This is a genomic window from Acuticoccus sp. I52.16.1 (genome assembly GCF_022865125.1).
Taxonomy (GTDB): domain Bacteria; phylum Pseudomonadota; class Alphaproteobacteria; order Rhizobiales; family Amorphaceae; genus Acuticoccus.
In genome coordinates, this window is the sequence record NZ_CP094828.1 from 3,089,009 (window position 1) to 3,107,207 (window position 18,199).

Below are 18,199 nucleotides of genomic sequence, written 5' to 3' on the forward strand. Positions count from 1 at the left end.
GTCGGCTCGTGCCGGTCAGTCGGGGATCACCGCCGTCGCGTCGATCTCGACGAGCCATTCCGGCCGCGCCAGCGCCACGACGACGAGCCCGGTGCAGACCGGGTGCACACCTTTGATGTATTCGCCCATGGTCCGGTAGACCGCCTCGCGATGGCGCACGTCGGTCAGGTAGACGACGAGCTTGGTGACGTGCGCCATCTGCCCGCCGCATTCCTCGACGAGCTGGCGGATGTTGCTCATCACCTTGTGCGTCTGCTCCACCGGGTCGTTGGTCTTGATGGTCTCGGCGGTGTCGAGATCTTGCGGGCACTGGCCGCGCAGGAAGATCGTCGTGCCCCCCTTGGCGACGACGGCCTGGGCCAGATCGTTGTCGAGCTTCTGCTCGGGGTAGGTGTCCTTGGTGTTGAACTTGCGGTGACGGTAGTGCGCCATGAGGTGGACTTTCGTTGCAAAAATGGGCGGCGAGGCGGCCGGTCAGCGGGGGAGGCGGGCGCGGGGCGCGTGTGTCATGGCGCGTCCTGCACGACGGTCAGGGCGATCTTGCCGATGTTGCGGCCGCTCTCCAGGGCGGCGTGCGCGTCGCCCGCGGCGGCGAGGGGGAAGGCCTGGGACATGACGGGGCGCACCTTGCCGGGTCCGATCAGCGGCAGCAGGTGCGTGCGCACGTCACGCGCGATCGCCGCCTTCTCGGTGTCGCTCTTGGGCCGCAAGGTCGAGGAGCTGAGCCAGAGGCCCTTGCGCATCAGCAGGCCGAGGTCGACCGGCGCGACCATCCCCGTCATGAACGAGAGCCCGATGTGCCGGCCCCCCGGCGCCATGCAGGCGAGGTGGGTGTTGATCGCGTCCCCGCCGAGGATGTCGAGCACGACGTCGACACCGCGGCCGCCGGTCAGGCGCAGGACGTCGGCGGCGAGATCGGCGGTGCGGTAGTCGATCGCGCGGGCGCCCATGGCCTCCAGCGCGGCGCATTTCTCCGGCCCGCCCGCCGTGACGATCACCTGTGCGCCCCACGCCTGGACGAGCTGCAACGCCAACGTCCCGATGCCACCGGCGCCGCCTTCGACGAGGGCGATCTCGCCGGGGCCGAGGCCGCCGCGGTCGAACAGATTGTGCCAGATGGTGAAGAGGCCCTCGGGCAGGACCGCGGCCTCGCGCAGGGAGAGCCCGTCCGGCACCGGCAGGCACTGGTCGGCCTTCGCGACGACCGCCTCGGCATAGCCGCCGGACTTCACCAGCGCCATCACCGCCTCGCCGACCGCCGGCGAAGCGACGCCGGGGCCGACGGCGGCGACGTGCCCGGCGACTTCGAGGCCGAGGATGTCGGAGGCGCCGGGTGGGGCGGGGAGGGCGCCGGTGCGCTGCATGATGTCCGGCCGGTTGACCCCGGCGGCGGCCACGCGGATCAGCACTTCGCCGGCGCCGGGCGCGGGGACCGGGCGCTCGACGAGGCCCAGCACCTCGGGGCCGCCGGCCGCGGCGGCGACCACTGCCTGCATCGTCCCGCTCATGCCGCGGCCCCTTCGCGTGCGAAGATGGCGGGGCCGCTTTCGGGCAGGCCGATGCCGACCGGGGTGCCGGCGCGCAGGGCCTCGCTGGCCGGAACGCGCAGCATGACCCGCCCGCTTTCGGCCGCCGCGCAGTCGAGGTGCAGCTCGGCATAGCTACCCTGGTAGACCGACAGCGCCACCGTGGCGGGAATGGTGCCGGGGTCGCCGGACGGTGCAAGGCGGCATTGCTCGGGGCGAACGAAGAGTGTGACCGGCCCCGGCGCCGGCAGCTCGTCCTGGTAGGTGGCGAGGTCGGTGCGTGTGCCGCCGACGTCGAGCGTCACACCGTCGCCGGGAAGCCGATCGGCCAGGAACAGGTTGGCGTCCCCCACGAAGGTCGAGACGAAATGGCTCTGCGGCTGGTCGTAGATCTCGCTCGGCGTGCCGATCTGGCGGATGCGCCCGCGCGACATCACGGCGATCCGATCCGACATCGAGAGCGCCTCGCTCTGGTCGTGGGTCACGAACACGGTGGTCAGTCCGAGGCGTGCCTGGATCTCCTTCAGCTCCACCTGCATGGCGGTGCGCAGGTTTCGGTCGAGTGCGGAGAACGGCTCGTCCAGCAGCAGCACCCGCGGGCGGATCACCAACGCGCGGGCGAGTGCCACGCGCTGCTGCTGGCCGCCGGAGAGCTGGCGGGGGCGCCGGTCGGCGAAGTCCTGCAGCTTCACCAGCGCCAGCGCCTCCCGCACCCGCCGGGCGGTCTCCGCGCGCGAGACGCGGCGCGTCCTCAGCCCGTAGGCGACGTTCTGCGCCACGCTCATGTGCGGGAAGAGCGCGTAGTTCTGGAAGACGATGCCGATCTCGCGGCGGTGCGGCGGCACCTGGGTGACGAGATCGTCACCGATGAAGAGCTCGCCGCCGTCCGCTTCGAGGAAGCCGGCGATGAGGTTGAGCAGCGTCGTCTTCCCGCAGCCGGAGGGGCCGAGCAGCGTGAGGAATTCACCACGCCGGATCTTCAGCCACACCGGCTCGAGCGCGACGGTGCCGGAGAAGGACTTGGCGACGCCGTCGATCTTGACGGCGGGCGGGTCCGTCGCGTCCTGCGACATCTGGGGCGCGATCTCACTCGACATTGAGGACCTTTTCGAGGCGGAAGATTTTGTGGACGACGAGCAGCGCCATGGCGACCACCGCGACGTAGAGGACGGACACGGCGGCGAGTGTCGGGTCGGCGTATTCGCGAACGTAGTTGTACATCGCGACGGGAAGCGTCTGCGTGCTCTGGTTCACCACGAAGAGCGAGGCGGTGAACTCGTTGAACGACAGGATCGCCGCGAACAGCCCGCCCGAGACGATACCCGGCAGCAGCAGCGGCAAGGTGATGGTGAAGAGCACGCGCCGGGGCGTTCCGCCGAGGCTCTCGGCGGCCTGCTCGTAGCGACGCTCGAAGTTGCGCAGCGAGACGTAGACCGAGCGGACCACGAACGGCAGCACGATGATGACGTGGACGGTCACCACCAATCCGATCGAGCGCGGCAGGGATGCCGCGGCCGAGAGGATCAGGAGGCCGAGCCCGATGGTGAAGTTCGGGATGATCAGCGGCGACATCAGCACGCCGTTGAGGAGGCCCTTGAGGGCGAAGTCGTAGCGGTCGAGCACGTAGGCGAACCCTGCGCCGGCGACGAGGGCGACCGTCGCGCCGATGGCGGCGACCTTCAGCGAGTTGACGAGACCCTCGGCGAAGTCGCGGTACTCGAACACGTTGGCGTACCAGCGCAGCGACCAGGCCTTGGGCGGGAAGGAGAGGATCGCGCCGTCGTTGAACGAGGCGATGGCGACCACCACGAACGGCAGGAGCACGAAGCCGAGGATCGCGGCGAGCACGATCCGTCCGCTCCAGTCGAGCGCGTGGTCGAGGAGGGTCTTCTTCACGTCAGTGCGCTCCGATCTGCTCGAGGCGGCGGATGCCGGTGTTGAAGAGGGCGAGCACGGCGATGGTGAACAAGAGGCCGACGAGCGACAGCGACGCCGCCAGCGGGAAATTGAACGACGCGAATCCGACCTGGTAGACCAGGGTCGAGATCGTCTGCACCTTGCCGCCGCCGATCATCTGCGGCGTCGCGAACGCCGAGAAGGTCCAGGCGAACGCGGTGGACGTCGCCGCGACGATGCCGGGGATCGACAGCGGCAGCGTGACGGAGAGGAAGGTGCGGATCCGCCCGGCGCCGAGCGAGGTCGCGGCGCGCTCCAGGTTGCGGTCGATGTGCGAGAGCGCGGCGGCCAGCATCACCACCACGATCGGCAGCGTGAAATGGACCAGCGCGATCACCACGCCGGTGATCGTGAACATGAAGTCGATCGGCCGGTCGATGATCCCGGCCCGCATCAGCATCGCGTTCACGAAGCCCCGGTTCCCCAGCACGATCATCCACGAGTAGGTGCGCACGATCTCGCCCAGGAAGAGCGGTGTCAGCGAGATCAGCAGGATGGCGCTCCGCAGGCTCGCGGAGCGGGCCCGCACCATCGCGTAGGCGAGCGGATAACCGATGAGGAGGGTAAAGAACGCGGTGTAGAAACACAGCGAGACCGTGGTGACGAAGGCCTGCCCGTAGACGGCCTTCCAGAGCGTCGTGAAGTTGTCCAGCGTGAAGCCGCCGGGGTCGAGCGAGCCCGGCACATGGGCGCGCAAACTGTACTGCACGATGGCGAGGAAAGACGCCGCGATCGCCACGGCGATCAGGATCGACGGCGAGGCAAACCAGCCAAGGAAAGGGCGCTTCGACATCGGCGTCGTCTGCTCCTGCGCGAGAGTGTCCCGGCGAGGGGGCCGCCGGGACGGGTCGGACTCAGTTGCCGGCGATCATGTTTTCCGAGAACCACTTGCGCCATTCCGCGGTCTTCTCGGCGCGCAGCTCGTGCGGGATGATCAGGGTCTGGCTCTCCCACTGCTCGGGCGTGGTGAAGATGCCGGGGAGCGACGCCAGCTCCTCGGGAAGCTCCACGTTTGACACGACCGGGCTGCCCTTCTTGATCTCGGCGATCTGCGCCTGCACCTCAGGGTCGAGCGCGGCGTTGAGGAACTCGTAGGCGAGGTCGACCTTCTCCGTTCCGGCGGTGATGCCCATCGTGTCGACGCCGAGGACCGCGCCCTCCTCGGGGATCGCCAGCGCCACGTCGAGACCCTGCGACTTCATGTGATAGGCGTTCATCGACAGCAGGATCTGCACCGGGGTTTCGCCGGTGGCCAGCAGCTGCTGCGAGTTGGCGTCGTTGGTGTAGAAGGCCTTGAAGTTCGGCTTCAGCGCCAGGAGCTTCTCGGTCGCGTCCTGCCAGTTCTCGATGTCGACGCCCTCGAGCTTGGCGGAGACGGCGATGATGTGGGAGGGGTCGAAGTCGGGCGCGGCGATCATGCCTTCCAGTTCCGGCGACCACAGGTCGTTCCAGCTGTCGAAGGTGATGCCGTCGGGCACCATGTCGGGCAGGTAGCCGATGGTGTAGACGTAGGCCCAGGCGCCGATGTGGAACGGGCTGATCTTCGCCTGCTCGACGAGATGTTCCGCATTCGGAATCTTCGACAGGTCCAGCTCTTCGAACAGCCCGTCGTTGGCGTAGAGCCAGCCGATGTGCGAGGTCGTGAAGGTGACGTCGCTTTCCGGGTTGTCGCGGCTCAGCTTGGCCTGGTTCAGCCGGTCGATCGTGCCGCCGGTGATGAATTCGACCTCGACGCCGGTCTCTTCGGTGAACTTCTTGCCGATGGTGTCGGCGATCAGGTCGCGAAAGCTGCCGCCCCAGCTCGACACGACGAGGGTCTCGGCGGAGGCGGCCTGAGCGAGGAGGCTCAGTGCCGCGGCGGTCAGTAGGAGACGTTTCATCTGGACTGTCCTGTTGGTTGACGAGAGTGGCGCGGCAATTCAGCGGCCTGCCGCCTGGTGGCCGACCCGGCGGATCGCTCCGCCGTCGGTTTCATCCGCAGGGCCAAGGCTTGCCTGCGCTCGGGTCGTGAGGCGGTGGCCGTCGGCGCCGCTCACGGGGACTCGGGGCGCGGCCTAGTACCCGCGCGATCGGGAGACCTCGTTGATCAGCGCGCCTCCGGTCTGGACGGCGCGAATGTTGGCGGCGATCTGCGGCGCGGCGCTGTCGGGCAGCGCGACCGAGGCCAGATGCGGCGTGATCAGGACGCCCGGAAGCGTCCACAGCGGGTGATCGGGGGCGAGCGGCTCGGAGGTGAAGACGTCCAGCGTGGCGCCCGAGAGGTGGCCCGAGCGGAGCGCCTCGACGAGGGCCGCCTCGTCGACCACCGCCCCGCGCGACACGTTGATGAACGCCGCCCCCGGCTTCATCGCGGCGAAGGCGGCCGCGTCCAGCCGCTCGCGCGTCTCCGGCGTCAGCGGGAGCATGCATACGACGATGTCGGCCTTCGCCAGCAGCGCGCCGAGCGCGTCGTCGCCGCAATGCACCGTGACGCCGGCGAGGTCCTTCGGGCGGGTCGCCCAGCCGTGCGTGTCGTAGCCTTGCCGGGCGATCTCGGTCGCCGCCAGCGCGCCGAGCTCCCCCAGGCCGAGCACGGCGACGGTCGTCTCGCTCGCGGCCCGCGGGTGCTTGTAGGCCCATTCGGAGCGGGCCTGCGCGGCTTCGAAGTGAGGGATGTCGCGCGCGTGACGCAGCACCGCGAAGAGCACGAACCCGGCCATCATCCGCCCCATCTGGGGGTCGGAGAGGCGCGTGATCGGCACGTCCGGCAGGTCGTCCCGTGCCACCAGCCGGTCGACCCCGGCGCCGAGATTGATGACGAGTTCGAGGTTGGGGAAGCGCGCGAAGAAGCCGGCCGGCGGCATCCATACCAGCGCGAAACGAACGGTCTCGGGATCGGTGACGGCGTGAGCCTCCTCGATCCGGACGTGCCCGTCCAGGTGCGGGGCGAGCGCGTCGCGCCAGACGTCGAACGGGTCGAGACCGCTGTGGAAGACGAGCGTATCGGTCATGCCGCGGGCTCGGCGATCAGCTCGCCCATCGCCGCCAGGCCGAGGAGATAGCCCTTAAGGCCGAGGCCGGCGATCACCCCCGTCGCCGCCTTGGAGATGTACGAGTGGTGGCGGAACGGCTCGCGCTTCCAGATATTGCTCATGTGGCACTCGATGATCGGCCCCTCGAATGACAGGAGCGCGTCGAGGATCGCGATCGAGGTGTAGGTGAGCCCGGCGGCGTTGATCAGCAGCCCGGCGCAGCTCTGCCGCGCCTCCTGGATCCAGTCGATCAGGACGCCCTCGTGGTTCGACTGGCGGAAGTCGAGCGCGAACCCCAGTTCGCCGGCACGGGCGAGGCACGCGGCCTCGATCTGGGGGAAGCTGTCGCTCCCGTAGGTGCCACTTCGGTCGAGCCCGTAGAGATTGGCATTGGGGCCGTTGAGGAACATGACACGCTTCATGCGGCGATCCTTATTGCTTCAGGGTGCGTCGCTGTGGGGGCCAGCCGAGGCCGGGTCAGGCCTTTTCGTAGGCGACATAGTTGCGCTGAACGCCGATGTGGGTCGCGATATACTTCGCGTCGTACCAGCAGCCGTAGATGAACGAGGAGGCGCGGTTCGTCAGTTCGGGCAGGCCGAGGAAGTATATCCCGGTCTCCGCCGAGATTCCGCGCTTGTGAAACGGTGTCCCATCCGGGTGGAAGGCGTCGACCTGGAGCCAGCCGAAGTCGAACTTGTAGCCGGTCGCCCAGATGATGGTGGCGACGCCGGCCTCGGCGAGGTCCAGCCGGAGGACCGGGTCGGCGATACAGTCCGGGTCGGCGTCGATCGTCCACGCTTCCGGCTCCGGCGGCAGGCCGATGCCGTTCCGCTCGACGTAGGCGTCCGCCTCGCGCAGCACGTCGAGGTAGGCGGCGTCGCCTTCCTTGATGTTCGCGGCGAGGTCGTCCGCGATCTCGATCACGCCGTCGTGGTAGGCCGTGGTCATGCCCAGCACGGTGATGCCCATGTGGCCGAGGCGGCGGAAATCGACGGTCCGCCCGCCGTCGTAGCCGCTGACCGCGAAGGCGACGTGCTTCTTCTTGGCGGTCGTCTTGATCTCGTCCCACTTGCCCAGGACGCCGAGCCACCAGACATAGTCGCGGTTGCGGTACGACCGGGGCGGGCGATAGTGCTCGCCGATCGACAGGTACACCTCGCGGCCCGCGCGCCGCAGCTCCTCGGCGATCTGGCAACCCGACGCGCCGCCGCCGACGACGAGCACCGCGCCCGGCGCCAGCTGGTCGGGGTTGCGATAGTCCGACGAGTGGATCTGCGCCACGCCCGCGCCCTCGGGGACGATCTTCGGGAAGGCGGGCACCTGGAACGGCCCGGTGGCGGCGACGACGCGCTGCGCCTCGATGGCACCCTGCGAGGTCTCGGCGATGAAGCCCGGCCGCCCCGGGCACCGTGTCACCCGCGTGACCTCGACCTCGGTGCGGATCGGTGCGTCGATCATCCGGGCGTAGTCGTCGAAGTACCGCGCCATGCGCTCCTTCGGCGGGAAGACGTCGGGACCGACGTCGTCGAACTCGAGATTCGGGAAGCGGTCGTGCCAGGCAGGGCCGTTGGCGACGAGAGAGTCCCACCGCTGGGAGCGCCAGCGCTCGGCGACCCGGCCCCGCTCGAGGACGATGTGCGGGATCCCCATCGCCGTCAGGTGCTCGCTCATCGCAATTCCGGACTGACCTCCTCCGACGATGAGCGTGTCCGTTTTTTCGGCGGTCATATTCACTTCCCGGATTGAGATCGCCGCACGGCCCCGCATGGTCGGACCTCCCTCCGGCGCAGCGCCGACGGGGAGCCTTGCCAGGGCGGATGTGGCGTTTCTTTAGGCCCGCACAAATTGCGTGCAGCGGCGCGATGAGGAAAGAAGGAAATTTCATATCAGCGCGCAGGAAAAAGCTGCGTTTGGGCCCCGCCGGGAATCACGCGGGGCTTCGCGCATCGCACGGCGTCGTTCTCCGAGGCCGTGGTGCGGGGTCCTCCCGCGGGGGCGCCGACGGCCCCGCGGGAGGCGAGAGGGCGCCGTCAGCGCGCCGCGTGAAGGCCGTTCAGCTCCGCCATCGTCGCGTCGTCCAGCGTCAGGGCCGCGGCGGCGACGTTGTCGCGCAGGTGCGCGCGCGTCGACGTGCCGGGGATGACGAGGATGTTGGGGCTGCGTTGCAGCAGCCAGGCGAGGGCGACCTGCTGCTTGGATCGGCCGAGCCGTTCGGCGATGCGCGTCAGGCCTTCCATCTGGATCGGCCAGAAGCCGCCGAGCGGGAAGTAGGGGACATAGGCGATGCCGGCCTCGGCCAGCGTGTCGATCAGTGCGTCGTCCTCGCGCTGAACCAGGTTGTAGTGGTTCTGCACGCACACGATGGGCGCGATGTCGCGCGCCGCCCGCAGCTGGTCCGCCGTCACCGTGCTCACGCCGATGTGGCGCACCAGTCCGTCGTCCTGCAACGCCTTCATCGCCCGCATCGGCGCGGCGATGTCGTCCTCGGGGCCGCCCATGCGCAGGTTGACGACGTCCATCGCCGCCAGGCCCAGCCGCCGCAGGTTGTCCTCCACGGACCGGCGCAGGAAATCCGCGTCGCGCCTGAGGTTCCAGTTGCCGGCATCGTCGCGCCAGGCGCCGACTTTGGTGACGAGCGTGAGGTCGTCCGGGTAGGGGGCGAGCGCCTCGCGGATCAGCGTGTTGGTGACGTGCGGGCCGTAGAAGTCGCTGGTGTCGATATGGTCGACGCCGAGGGCGATCGCCTCGCGCAGCACGGCGCGGGCCTCGTCCGGATCCGCGGGCGGGCCGAAGACGTGCGGGCCGGCGAGCTGCATCGCCCCGTAGCCCATGCGGTTGACGACGATGTCGGTGCCGGGGAACTGAAACCGCCCGGCGGCGGATGCTTGGATCTGGTCGCTCATGGTCACCTCGTTGGATGACGATGCAGGTAGGCGATCGGTCTGGCTGGAGTATCGAGGCGCAACCGAATAGGTTGTTCGGTATGGCGAACAATGACGCCTTCCCGCTGGACGACCTCACGGTGTTCCTCGCCGTCGCCGAGCATGGCGGCTTTCGCGCCGCCGCCAAGCGGCTGGGCCGCGCCCCCTCGACCGTCAGCGCCACCGTGACCCGGCTGGAGGCGCAGATCGGCTCGCCGCTGTTCGCCCGCACCACCCGCAGCGTCCGGCCGACCGAGGTGGGGTTGGCACTCGAGGAGCGGGTGCGGCCGCTGGTCTCGGAGGCCCGGCAGGCGCTGGAGATGGCGCGGACCGACGGGACGGTCGTGCGCGGGCCGCTCCGCCTCAACGTGCCCGGCGCCGTCATGATCGACATCCTGCCGCCCGTCGTCGACCGCTTCCTCGCCCGTCACCCGGATGTCGAGGTGGAGCTGGTCGTCGACGACCGTTTCGTCGATGCGATCGCCGCGGGCTGTCACGCGGGCGTGCGCTACGACGAGGCGCTGGAGCAGGACATGATCGCCGTGCCGTTCGGCCCGCGGCGGCAGCAGTTCGCGGTGGCCGCGGCGCCGGGCTACCTGGAGCGGCGCGGCGTGCCACGGCACCCGTGCGAGCTGCCGGCGCACGACGGCATTCTCTTCCGATTCGGCAGCGGCGCGCTGACGCGCTGGGAGCTGGAGCAGGGAGACCGGGTGTTCGAGGCGCAGCCCCGCGCGCGGCTGATCCTCAGCACCACCGCCGTCGCGGCCGGGATCGGCCACGCGATCGCCGGGGCCGGACTGATCGGCACCTTCCGCAACTGGTTGGAGCCGAGTTTCGCGGACGGTCGGCTCGTCCCGGTGCTCCAGTCCTGGTGGCCTGCCTTCGACGGGCCGAAGCTCTATTATCCGAGCCGCTTCATGCCGAGCCCGCTGCGCGCGTTCGTCGACCTGATCCGCGAGGAACGGGGTCAGTCGTAGGGCGTCACCGCGTCGGCCGTCATGACGTAGCCGACGCGCGCGAGGTCGGTCTCGGTCGTCATCGTGCCGAAGGTTCCGGTGACGGTGTAGGCCGAGAAGAGGCCGCGGATGCCGACCGGCCGGTCGCTGGTGACGAACACCAGCTGGTTGGGCGGCGGGGGCGGCACATGGATGCAGGCGCCCACGAACGGGACCAGCATGAAACTCGTGACCCCCTCGGCGGTATAGTCGAGCGGGATGACGAAGCCGGAGAGGCTGACCGTCCGACCGTCATAGGTGTGCACCACGTCGACGCCGCCCGGCACGTCGCCGAGCTGGCCGTGCTGGACGAGGCCGCGCGGCGTCGTCAACCGGCGGTCCTGCGGCGTGAGGCCGAGCCGCCGCTCCATCTCGTCGACGGGATCCGGCGCGGCGGCGGCCGCCGGCGGGATGAGGTCGCCCCAATCGATCGCGATCGGCTCGGCGCCGGCGGCCCCAGGCCCGGCGAGGCCGACGAATGCGGCGAGGACGGTGGCGAGGATGGTGCGCATCGGTGGCTCCCTCAGGTTTTGACGCTCATGCCATCGGCCAGCGACATGCGGTAAGCCCGCACCGCCGGAACGAGGCTGATCAGGACGCCGGCGCCGACGACGGCCGCGAGCATCAGCCATTCGGCACCGGTCGGCGGGGCAATGGCGAGGTAGAGGCCGAACGCGCTGTCGATCATCGGCCGCAGCGCGAAGAGGCCGGCATAGAGGAGCCCAGCGCCCGCCGCGACGCCGGCGAGGCAGATCAACCCTGCCTCGGTCACCAGCAGCGTGAGGATCGTGCGGGGGCGGGCGCCGAGCGCGCGCAGGATCGCCATCTCGCGCCGCCGCTCGTTGAGCGAGGCGAGGATCATCGTCGCGAGGCCGAGGAGCGCGGTCGCCACCACCATCGCCGACACCACCGTCAGTGCCGTCTCCGCGACGCCGACGATGCCCCAAAGCTCCTGCAGCGCGATGCCGGGGAGGACGGCCAGCAGCGGCTCCGCGCGATATTCGTTGATCGCGCGTTGCAGGGTGAAGATCTGAAGGCGGGACTTCACGCCGATCAGCGCCGCGGTGATCGCCCGCGGTCGCAGGTCCATCCCGCGAACGGCGTCGGCCGAGACGGCCGCGCCCGGCATCCGCGCCCCGCTCTGCCAGTCGACGTGGATCGCCTCGATCGCGGCGAGACCGACGTGCACGGTGCGGTCCACCGGGGTGCCGGTCTTCTTCAGGATGCCGGCGACGCGGAACGGCTTGTCGTCATGCGCGGTGAAGGAGGCGAGACCGTGGGCGACGACGATCTCGTCGCCCACGGCGTAGCCGAGCTCGGCGGCGACGTCGGCGCCCAGCACCGTGTCGAACAGGTCGTCGAAGCGGGTGCCGGCGGCGAGTTCCAGCGCGCGGTCGCCGCGGGTGCGGTAGTGCTCGAAATAGCCGTCGGTGGTGCCCAGGACACGGAAGCCGCGATGGCTGTCCCCCAGCGAGAGAGGCACCGCCCAGTCGACCTCGGGTCGCGAGGCGATCTCCTCGAAGCTCTCCCAGGTGACGTTGTTGGTGGCGTTGCCGATGCGGAAGACGGCGTAGAGCAGGAGCTGCACCCCGCCCGAGCGCGCACCCATGACGAGGTCGGTGCCGGAGATGGTGTCGGCGAAGCTGGCTCTTGCGCTGGTGCGGATCTTCTCGGTGCCGAGGAAGAGGGCGACCGAGAGCGCCACGGCGAAGATCGTGAGCAGCGCGGTCAGCCGGCGATTGAGAAGCGAGGCGGCCGCGAGGCGCAGGAGCATCATGCCGCCCGCGCCCCTGCCCGCTCCGTCCGCACGATGTCGGTCAGGGCGACGACCCGGTCGAATTGGGGGGCGAGGCGCGCGTCGTGGCTGACCATGAGGAGGCCGGCGTGCGCGGCGCTGGTCTGTGCGGCGAGAACGTCGAGGAAGGCGGCCTGAGCGGAGGCGTCGAGGGCGGAGGTCGGCTCGTCGGCGACGACGAGGCGGGGCGAGCCGATCAACGCGCGGGCGACCGCGACGCGCTGCTGCTGGCCGACGCTGAGCCGGCCGGCCGGCGCCGCGACGACCGCCTCGTCGAGCCCCAGCGCGGCGGCGAGGCGCAACGCCTCGGCACGGTCGCGCCCCTCGACCCGCCTGCGCCGCTCGGGCGCGAAGGCGAGCGCGAGGCGGATATTGTCCAGTGCGGTGGCGTAGGGGAGGAGGTTGAACATCTGGAAGACGATGCCGATGCGCTCGGCGCGGAAGCGATCGCGCGCGCCGGCGGAGAGGCGGGAGAGGTCGGTGCCGGCCACCTCGACCTGCCCGGCGGACGGGGCGAGGATGCCGCAGATAAGGCCCAGAAGCGTCGACTTGCCGGCGCCGGACGGGCCGAGGAGGAGGACCCGCTCGCCCGCCTCGACGGTCAGCGCCGGGCAGGTGAGCGCGAACCCGTCCCGGCCCGGATAGGCGAAGACGACGTCCCGCAGCGCGAGCGCGAGGTCGGCCACGGGTCAGCGCAGCGGCAGGGTGGGATCGTCGCGGCGGACTTCGGCCTTCGCGGCGCCGGCGTCGGTCACGACCGTCGCCTCCACCTCCTGGGCATTGGCGAAGACGTCGAAGAAGAGGAGGCCGACGGCCGCGAGGTGGTCCGGGGCGTCGCAGGCGAAGGCGTAGCGGGCGTGGAACTCGCTGTGACCGCCGTGCTCCCGAGACGCGTGGGCATCCTTGCCCTGCGCAGGCTCGTCCTCGGCATGCGCCTCGTGGTCTTCGGCGTGGTCCTCCGCGGCGTGGTCGTGGTGCTCCTCGCCCGCGTGGTTGTGGTCGTCGTCGTGCTCGCCGGTGTGGAGATGGGCGACCACTTCGGCGAGGCGGCAATGCGCGGCATCGTCGAGGAGGAAGAGCTCGCCCGGCCGCGTGAACTGGCCGATCGCGCTCGCGACGGCGTCCTTGTCGGCCGCGCTGCTCGCCGCGTGCTCGAAGCCGACGATGTCCATACCGGGGGCGTGCAGGTCGAGGGTGAGGGTCCCGTCTTCCAGGGCGACGTCGAGCGTGCTGACGCCGTGGACGTGGGCCCCCAGCTCGCGATGCTCCTGCGCGGCGGCGGTGACGGTCAGGCCGGCGAGCGCGGCGGCGGCGATGAGGGACTTGGTCGGCATGGGAGGGTCTCCGGTCGCAAGGGCACGTGTGGCCGTGTGCTCGCGGTGACTCCTAACGCACTCCGTTCGGTTGTACAATATAACATTCATGACACTGTGACCGTGTCCCCCTCGGTCGTGGCGCAGTTGGCGCACCGGCCCTTCAGCTCGACCGTCGCATGCTCCATCGTGAAGCCGGCCCGCTCCGCCTGGTCGGCGAGCACCGCGCGCACCACGGCGCCGTTCAACTCCTCGGTGCCCTTGCACTCGGTGCAGATGGCGAAGACCGGAACGTCGTGCTGGTGGTGCGGGTCGGTGCAGGCGATGTAGGCGTTCATCGATTCGAGCCGGTGCACCTGCCCCTTGTCGACCAGTTGCTCCAGCGCCCGATACACCGTCGGCGGGGCGGAAATCCCGTGCGGGCGCACGCTGTCGAGCACCTGATAGGCGCTCATCGGCCGGCCGCAGGTGCGCAGCGCCGCGTAGATCTGCTCGACGTTCCGTCCCGCCGGGCGAGAGCGTTTCATACCCAATCCTCCACACACACGGCCGCAGCCACGAGGACCATATAATGTCGCCTCCCGGCATCGCCGAGCAACAGCGCTCTCGCCTCCTCCTCCGGCGTAGCGCGTCCCGCCCGGTCGCTCCGGTGGAGGGAGGGCACGGCGATGTCACAAGGTTGGAGGACGGCGCGCGTCAGGCCACATCGGCTCGGCCCCAGCGGGGGAAGGGGTCGGGCAGGTGGCGATAGGCGTCGGGATCGAACTCGGTCCCGTCCGTGGCGCCATGGAGGCAGTCGTCCAGCGCGGCGCGGATCGCGGCCTCGTCCATCGCGCGGCCGATGAAGACCAGCTCCTGGCGCCGGTCGCCCCAGCCGAGCGCCCAATGCCGCCGCATCATCGCTCGCCATTCGGAACTCTCCGGCCAGCGCTCGCGCGGGACCGACGCCCACCACAGGCCCATCGCCCCGGTCCGGCACATGGCCCCCGCGAGGCTGAACTCGGCGACCCAGGCCGGTCGCGTCGCCAGCCAGAAGAGCCCCTTCGCGCGGATCAGGCCGGGGAAGGCGCGCGCGGTGAAGGCGGCGAATTTCTGCGGATGGAACGGCCGCCGCGCACGGTAGACGAAACTCGACACGCCATATTCCTCGCTTTCCGGCACATGGTCGGCGAAGTCGTGCAGCTCCTTGTACCAGCGCGGGTGTGCCCGGGCGCGCGCGAAATCGAAGGCGTGCGTGTCGAGGACGTCGCCGAGGGCGACGTGGCCGAAGTCGGTCTCGATCACGTGCGCGTCGGCGTTGAGCGCGCCGATCACCGCGCGGACTGCCGCGCGAGCCTCCGCATCCACCATGCCGATCTTGTTGAGGACGATGACGTCGGCGAACTCGATCTGGTCGACGAGGAGGTCGACCAGCGTGCGCGCGTCGAGGGCACCGGCGACCTCGCCCCGGTCCCGGAGGAAGTCGTGGCTGGCATAGTCGCGCAGGAGGTTCGCGGCGTCGACGACGGTCACCATCGTGTCGAGCCGTGCGACGTCGGAGAGAGAGGCGCCGTGCTCGTCGCGGTACTCGAAGGTCGTTGCGACCGGGAGCGGCTCGGCGATGCCGGTCCCCTCGATGACGAGATGGTCGAACCGGCCGGCCTCGGCAAGGCGGCGAACCTCGGCCAGCAGGTCGTCGCGCAGGGTGCAGCAGATGCAGCCGTTGGTCAGCTCCACGAGGGTCTCGTCCGTCCGCGACAGGTCGCCGCCGCCCGCGCGCACGAGGTCGGCGTCGATGTTCACCTCGCTCATGTCGTTGACGATGACCGCGATTCGTCGCCCGTCGCGGGTGTTCAGGATGTGATTGAGGAGCGTCGTCTTCCCCGCGCCGAGGAAGCCGGACAGCACGGTCACCGGCAGCCGCCCGCCCGCTCCGCGCCTCGTTCCCAAGTCCATTGCCTCTGCGATCATCGCGACCTCCATGTGTTATAATATAACATTAGAAGTCGACGGTCGGTGGCGCAAGCGATCGCCCGGGCGCGCCGACACGGTCAGGGCGTGGCCGGGGTTCTCTCCCACGGCAGGACGTACCGCTCGCCCGCCACCTCGCCGCGGACCAGCGACACGCCGAACGCGCGGGCGATCCGTGCGTCGGTCAGCACCTGCTCCGGGGAACCGGCGCACAGTGCCCGGCCCTCCGCGAGCAGCACCAACCGGTCGCAGAAGCGGGAGGCGAGCGTCAGGTCGTGGAGCACGATGGTGACGGCGGTGCCGGCGCGGGCGGTCCGGCGCAGCAGCTCCATCGCCTGCAACTGGTGGTGCGGGTCGAGCGCCGTCAGGGGTTCGTCCGCCAGTAGGAACGGCGCGCCCACCGCCAACGCCCGTGCCAGCAGGACGCGCATCCGCTCACCGCCCGACAGCGTGTCCGCCCGCCGCCCGGCCAGCGCGGCGACCCCGGCGGCGTCCATCGCCGCGGCGACCGCGTGCGCCGCATCGGCACCGGCACCGAAGCGCGAGGCATAGGGCAGGCGCCCGAGCGCGACGACTTCGTCGACCCGGATCGGCCAGTCGATCGAGGCGCCCTGGGCGAGGTAGGCGATGGTGCGGGCCCGGATCCGCGGGGCGAGCGTCGCCACCGGCCGGTCGCCGGCCAGCACCGTCCCGCCCGCCGGCCGCGCGAGGCCCGCCAGCACCCGCAGGAGGCTCGATTTACCGGCGCCGTTCGGCCCGATCAGGCCGACGATCTCGCCCGGCGCCAGCGCGAGGTCCACGCCGGAGAGGACCGTCCGCCCGCCCCGCGCCACGCTCACCGCGCTCGCCATCAGCCGCGTCATGCCGAGCGCCTCAGTCGCAGGATCAAGAGCAACAGGAACGGCGCGCCGAGCAGCGCGGTGACGACGCCGAGTTTCAGCTCCGGCCGTATTGGGAGGAGGCGGACCGCGGTGTCGGCCGCCAGCACCAGCGCCGCGCCGGCGAGGCCGCTCACCACCAGGAGCCGCCCCGGACGGTGCCCCACCAGCGGGCGCATCAGGTGCGGCGCGACGAGGCCGACGAAGCCGATCGAACCGGAGACCGCCACCGCGCTCCCGACCGCCAGCGCCGCTCCGGCGACGATCTTCAGCCGCAACGCGGAGAGGCGGAAGCCGAGGCTCTCGGCGGTCTCTTCGCCCAGCGTCAGCGCGTCGAGCGCCGGTGCGGCGCCGAGGGTGACAGCCCATCCGAGCGCCATCAGCGGCGCGGCGAGCGCGACGTGCTCCCAACTCCGGTCCGCCAGCGAGCCCATCAGCCAGAAGACGATCTCGAGCGCGGCGTAGGGGTTGGGGGCGAGGTTGAGGGCCAGCGCCGTCAGCGCTCCGCACAGGCTCGACAGCGCGACCCCGGCGAGGATCAGCCCCATCGTCCCCGTCCCGCGTCCGGCGAGCGCGTAGACGGCGAACGTGGCGAGGAAGGCGCCGCCGATCCCCCCCAGCGGCAGGGCCAGCGCGAAGGCGCCCGCGAGGCCGGAGTAGAACGACAGAACCGCGCCGAGCGCGGCAGCTGCGGAGATGCCGATGATGCCGGGGTCCGCCAGCGGATTGCGCAGGAGCCCCTGCATCGCCGCGCCGACGATGCCGAGGCTGAACCCCACCAGAGCCCCCACGAGCGCCCGTGGCAGCCGCAGCTCGACGAGGACGATCCGTGCCACGCTCTCCCGCCCGGCCGCCCAGTCGCCGAACGCCGCGACGAGGTCGAGCGGGGCATAGCCGATGGCGGTGGAGGCGGCGAAGAGCGCGATGGTCAGCGCCGCGAGGCCCGCGGTGAGGGCGCGCAGACGGCCGGGCGCCGCGCTCACCGCCCGGCCTCGCCGCGGCGCGCGACACGCGCGGCATGCGCGGCATCGGCCAGGATCCGCACCGCCTCGCCCAGTTGCGGGCCCGCGCAGGTCCACAGCCGCGAGGGCACCGATGCGGTCACGATCCGCCGCCCCAATCGCCGCAGCGCCGGGTGCGCCAGGAGTTCGGTCGCGAGCGCGGGGACCTCGCCGGCCTCCGCGTCGACGATCAGCACCTCGATCCCTGCCGTCACGATCGCCTCCAGGGGGAGCCGGCCATAATTCTCGATCCCCAGTTCCGGCGCGACGTTGGCGAGGCCGGCCCGTGCCATCAGCTCCGCCACCAGCGACCCGGCGCCGACCGTGAAGCCGTTGGGGTCGAGGACGATCGCGCGCGGCGGCGCACCGTCGGCCGCCACCGCCGCCACGCCGCGATCCAACTGCGCGACCAGGGCCGCCCCCCGCTCCGATGCGCCGATCCGGTCGGCGAGGCGCGTGATCGTGGCGCGCGCCGCCGCGAGCGTGGCCGGCGGGTCGACGAGCGCGACCTCCACGCCGAGGCGCCGCAGGAAGGCGGTGGCGGTCGCCGTGGTGTACCGGCCCGCGACCACGAGGTCCGGCGCCAGTGCGACGACCTCTTCGGCCTGACCGTGGTTGGCGACGCGCCGCCGCGCCGCCGCCGCGAGGGTCGACACCGCCGGATCCTGCGACAGCCACGTCACCGAGACGACCCGCTCCGGCGCGAGGCGCAGCAGCAACTCGTCGGCGCACAGGTTCATCGAGACGATCCGTTGCGGCGCTTGGGCGGCGGCCGCTCCCGCGAGCACGAACGACGCCGCGAGCACCGCGCCCAGCCGCTCGCCCCGCCGAGGGGACGGCCCCCGCCCGCGCA

The 18,199-nt window shown here is 70.8% G+C and carries 20 protein-coding genes; 1 reads left to right on the forward strand and 19 read right to left on the reverse strand.

Going from position 1 to position 18,199, the window contains the following annotated elements; translation table 11 throughout:
• Positions 1-15 precede the first annotated feature (15 nt).
• From MRB58_RS14010 to MRB58_RS14055, 10 genes are all read right to left on the reverse strand, one after another.
• On the reverse strand, positions 16-432 hold the full coding sequence (locus MRB58_RS14010) for a RidA family protein (protein ID WP_244777748.1): 417 nt from the start codon (positions 430-432) through the stop codon (positions 16-18).
• Between the two features lie 74 nt (positions 433-506).
• Positions 507-1,508, reverse strand: coding sequence for an NAD(P)H-quinone oxidoreductase (locus MRB58_RS14015; protein WP_244777749.1), 1,002 nt, complete (start codon positions 1,506-1,508; stop codon positions 507-509).
• Positions 1,505-2,623 (reverse strand): ABC transporter ATP-binding protein, encoded by a 1,119-nt coding sequence (locus MRB58_RS14020; RefSeq protein ID WP_244777750.1) that lies wholly within the window; start codon positions 2,621-2,623, stop codon positions 1,505-1,507. The genes MRB58_RS14015 and MRB58_RS14020 overlap by 4 nt, the downstream gene beginning before the upstream one ends.
• Complete coding sequence (locus tag MRB58_RS14025; protein ID WP_244777751.1) at positions 2,613-3,422, reverse strand: ABC transporter permease; 810 nt, start codon at positions 3,420-3,422, stop codon at positions 2,613-2,615. Before MRB58_RS14025 ends, MRB58_RS14020 begins: the two co-directional genes overlap by 11 nt.
• Position 3,423: 1 nt before the next feature.
• The gene (locus MRB58_RS14030; RefSeq protein WP_244777752.1) at positions 3,424-4,275 is read right to left on the reverse strand and encodes an ABC transporter permease; all 852 of its coding nucleotides are present in this window, start codon (positions 4,273-4,275) and stop codon (positions 3,424-3,426) included.
• Between the two features lie 61 nt (positions 4,276-4,336).
• Positions 4,337-5,362 carry an ABC transporter substrate-binding protein gene (locus tag MRB58_RS14035; RefSeq protein WP_244777753.1) on the reverse strand — a complete coding sequence of 342 codons (1,026 nt, stop codon included), beginning with the start codon at positions 5,360-5,362 and terminating at the stop codon, positions 4,337-4,339.
• Positions 5,363-5,536: 174 nt separating this feature from the next.
• Entirely contained in the window at positions 5,537-6,472 is a 936-nt protein-coding gene (locus MRB58_RS14040; RefSeq protein ID WP_244777754.1) for a glyoxylate/hydroxypyruvate reductase A, read from the reverse strand.
• Positions 6,469-6,915: a type II 3-dehydroquinate dehydratase gene (locus MRB58_RS14045; RefSeq protein ID WP_244777755.1), complete on the reverse strand. Its 447-nt coding sequence runs from the start codon at positions 6,913-6,915 to the stop codon at positions 6,469-6,471. Before MRB58_RS14045 ends, MRB58_RS14040 begins: the two co-directional genes overlap by 4 nt.
• Positions 6,916-6,970: 55 nt before the next feature.
• The gene (locus MRB58_RS14050; protein ID WP_244777756.1) at positions 6,971-8,221 is read right to left on the reverse strand and encodes an NAD(P)/FAD-dependent oxidoreductase; all 1,251 of its coding nucleotides are present in this window, start codon (positions 8,219-8,221) and stop codon (positions 6,971-6,973) included.
• Between the two features lie 302 nt (positions 8,222-8,523).
• A complete protein-coding gene (locus MRB58_RS14055) occupies positions 8,524-9,396 on the reverse strand; it encodes an oxidoreductase (RefSeq protein WP_256461672.1) in 873 nt (290 codons plus the stop codon).
• 80 nt (positions 9,397-9,476) lie between these two features.
• Here MRB58_RS14055 and MRB58_RS14060 point away from each other — a divergent pair, with 80 nt between their 5' ends.
• A complete protein-coding gene (locus MRB58_RS14060; protein ID WP_244777757.1) occupies positions 9,477-10,391 on the forward strand; it encodes a LysR family transcriptional regulator in 915 nt (304 codons plus the stop codon).
• Here the strand turns inward: MRB58_RS14060 and MRB58_RS14065 are convergent.
• The 9 genes from MRB58_RS14065 to MRB58_RS14110 form a co-directional block, all read right to left on the reverse strand.
• Entirely contained in the window at positions 10,382-10,921 is a 540-nt protein-coding gene (locus MRB58_RS14065) for a DUF3299 domain-containing protein (protein ID WP_244777758.1), read from the reverse strand. The genes MRB58_RS14060 and MRB58_RS14065 overlap by 10 nt on opposite strands.
• 11 nt (positions 10,922-10,932) lie before the next feature.
• Entirely contained in the window at positions 10,933-12,186 is a 1,254-nt protein-coding gene (locus tag MRB58_RS14070; RefSeq protein ID WP_244777759.1) for an ABC transporter permease, read from the reverse strand.
• A complete protein-coding gene (locus MRB58_RS14075) occupies positions 12,183-12,890 on the reverse strand; it encodes an ABC transporter ATP-binding protein (protein ID WP_244777760.1) in 708 nt (235 codons plus the stop codon). Before MRB58_RS14075 ends, MRB58_RS14070 begins: the two co-directional genes overlap by 4 nt.
• Positions 12,891-12,893: 3 nt before the next feature.
• Positions 12,894-13,538: a DUF2796 domain-containing protein gene (locus MRB58_RS14080; RefSeq protein WP_244777761.1), complete on the reverse strand. Its 645-nt coding sequence runs from the start codon at positions 13,536-13,538 to the stop codon at positions 12,894-12,896.
• A gap of 86 nt (positions 13,539-13,624) precedes the next feature.
• A complete protein-coding gene (locus MRB58_RS14085) occupies positions 13,625-14,044 on the reverse strand; it encodes a Fur family transcriptional regulator (protein ID WP_305853203.1) in 420 nt (139 codons plus the stop codon).
• A 169-nt stretch (positions 14,045-14,213) separates the two neighbouring features.
• Entirely contained in the window at positions 14,214-15,467 is a 1,254-nt protein-coding gene (locus MRB58_RS14095; RefSeq protein ID WP_244777762.1) for a GTP-binding protein, read from the reverse strand.
• Positions 15,468-15,547: 80 nt separating this feature from the next.
• Positions 15,548-16,330, reverse strand: a complete 783-nt coding sequence (locus MRB58_RS14100) for an ABC transporter ATP-binding protein (protein ID WP_244777763.1) — start codon at positions 16,328-16,330, stop codon at positions 15,548-15,550.
• Positions 16,327-17,328 (reverse strand): iron ABC transporter permease, encoded by a 1,002-nt coding sequence (locus MRB58_RS14105; RefSeq protein WP_244777764.1) that lies wholly within the window; start codon positions 17,326-17,328, stop codon positions 16,327-16,329. Before MRB58_RS14105 ends, MRB58_RS14100 begins: the two co-directional genes overlap by 4 nt.
• Complete coding sequence (locus MRB58_RS14110; RefSeq protein ID WP_244777765.1) at positions 17,325-18,152, reverse strand: ABC transporter substrate-binding protein; 828 nt, start codon at positions 18,150-18,152, stop codon at positions 17,325-17,327. Before MRB58_RS14110 ends, MRB58_RS14105 begins: the two co-directional genes overlap by 4 nt.
• Positions 18,153-18,199: the final 47 nt, after the last annotated feature.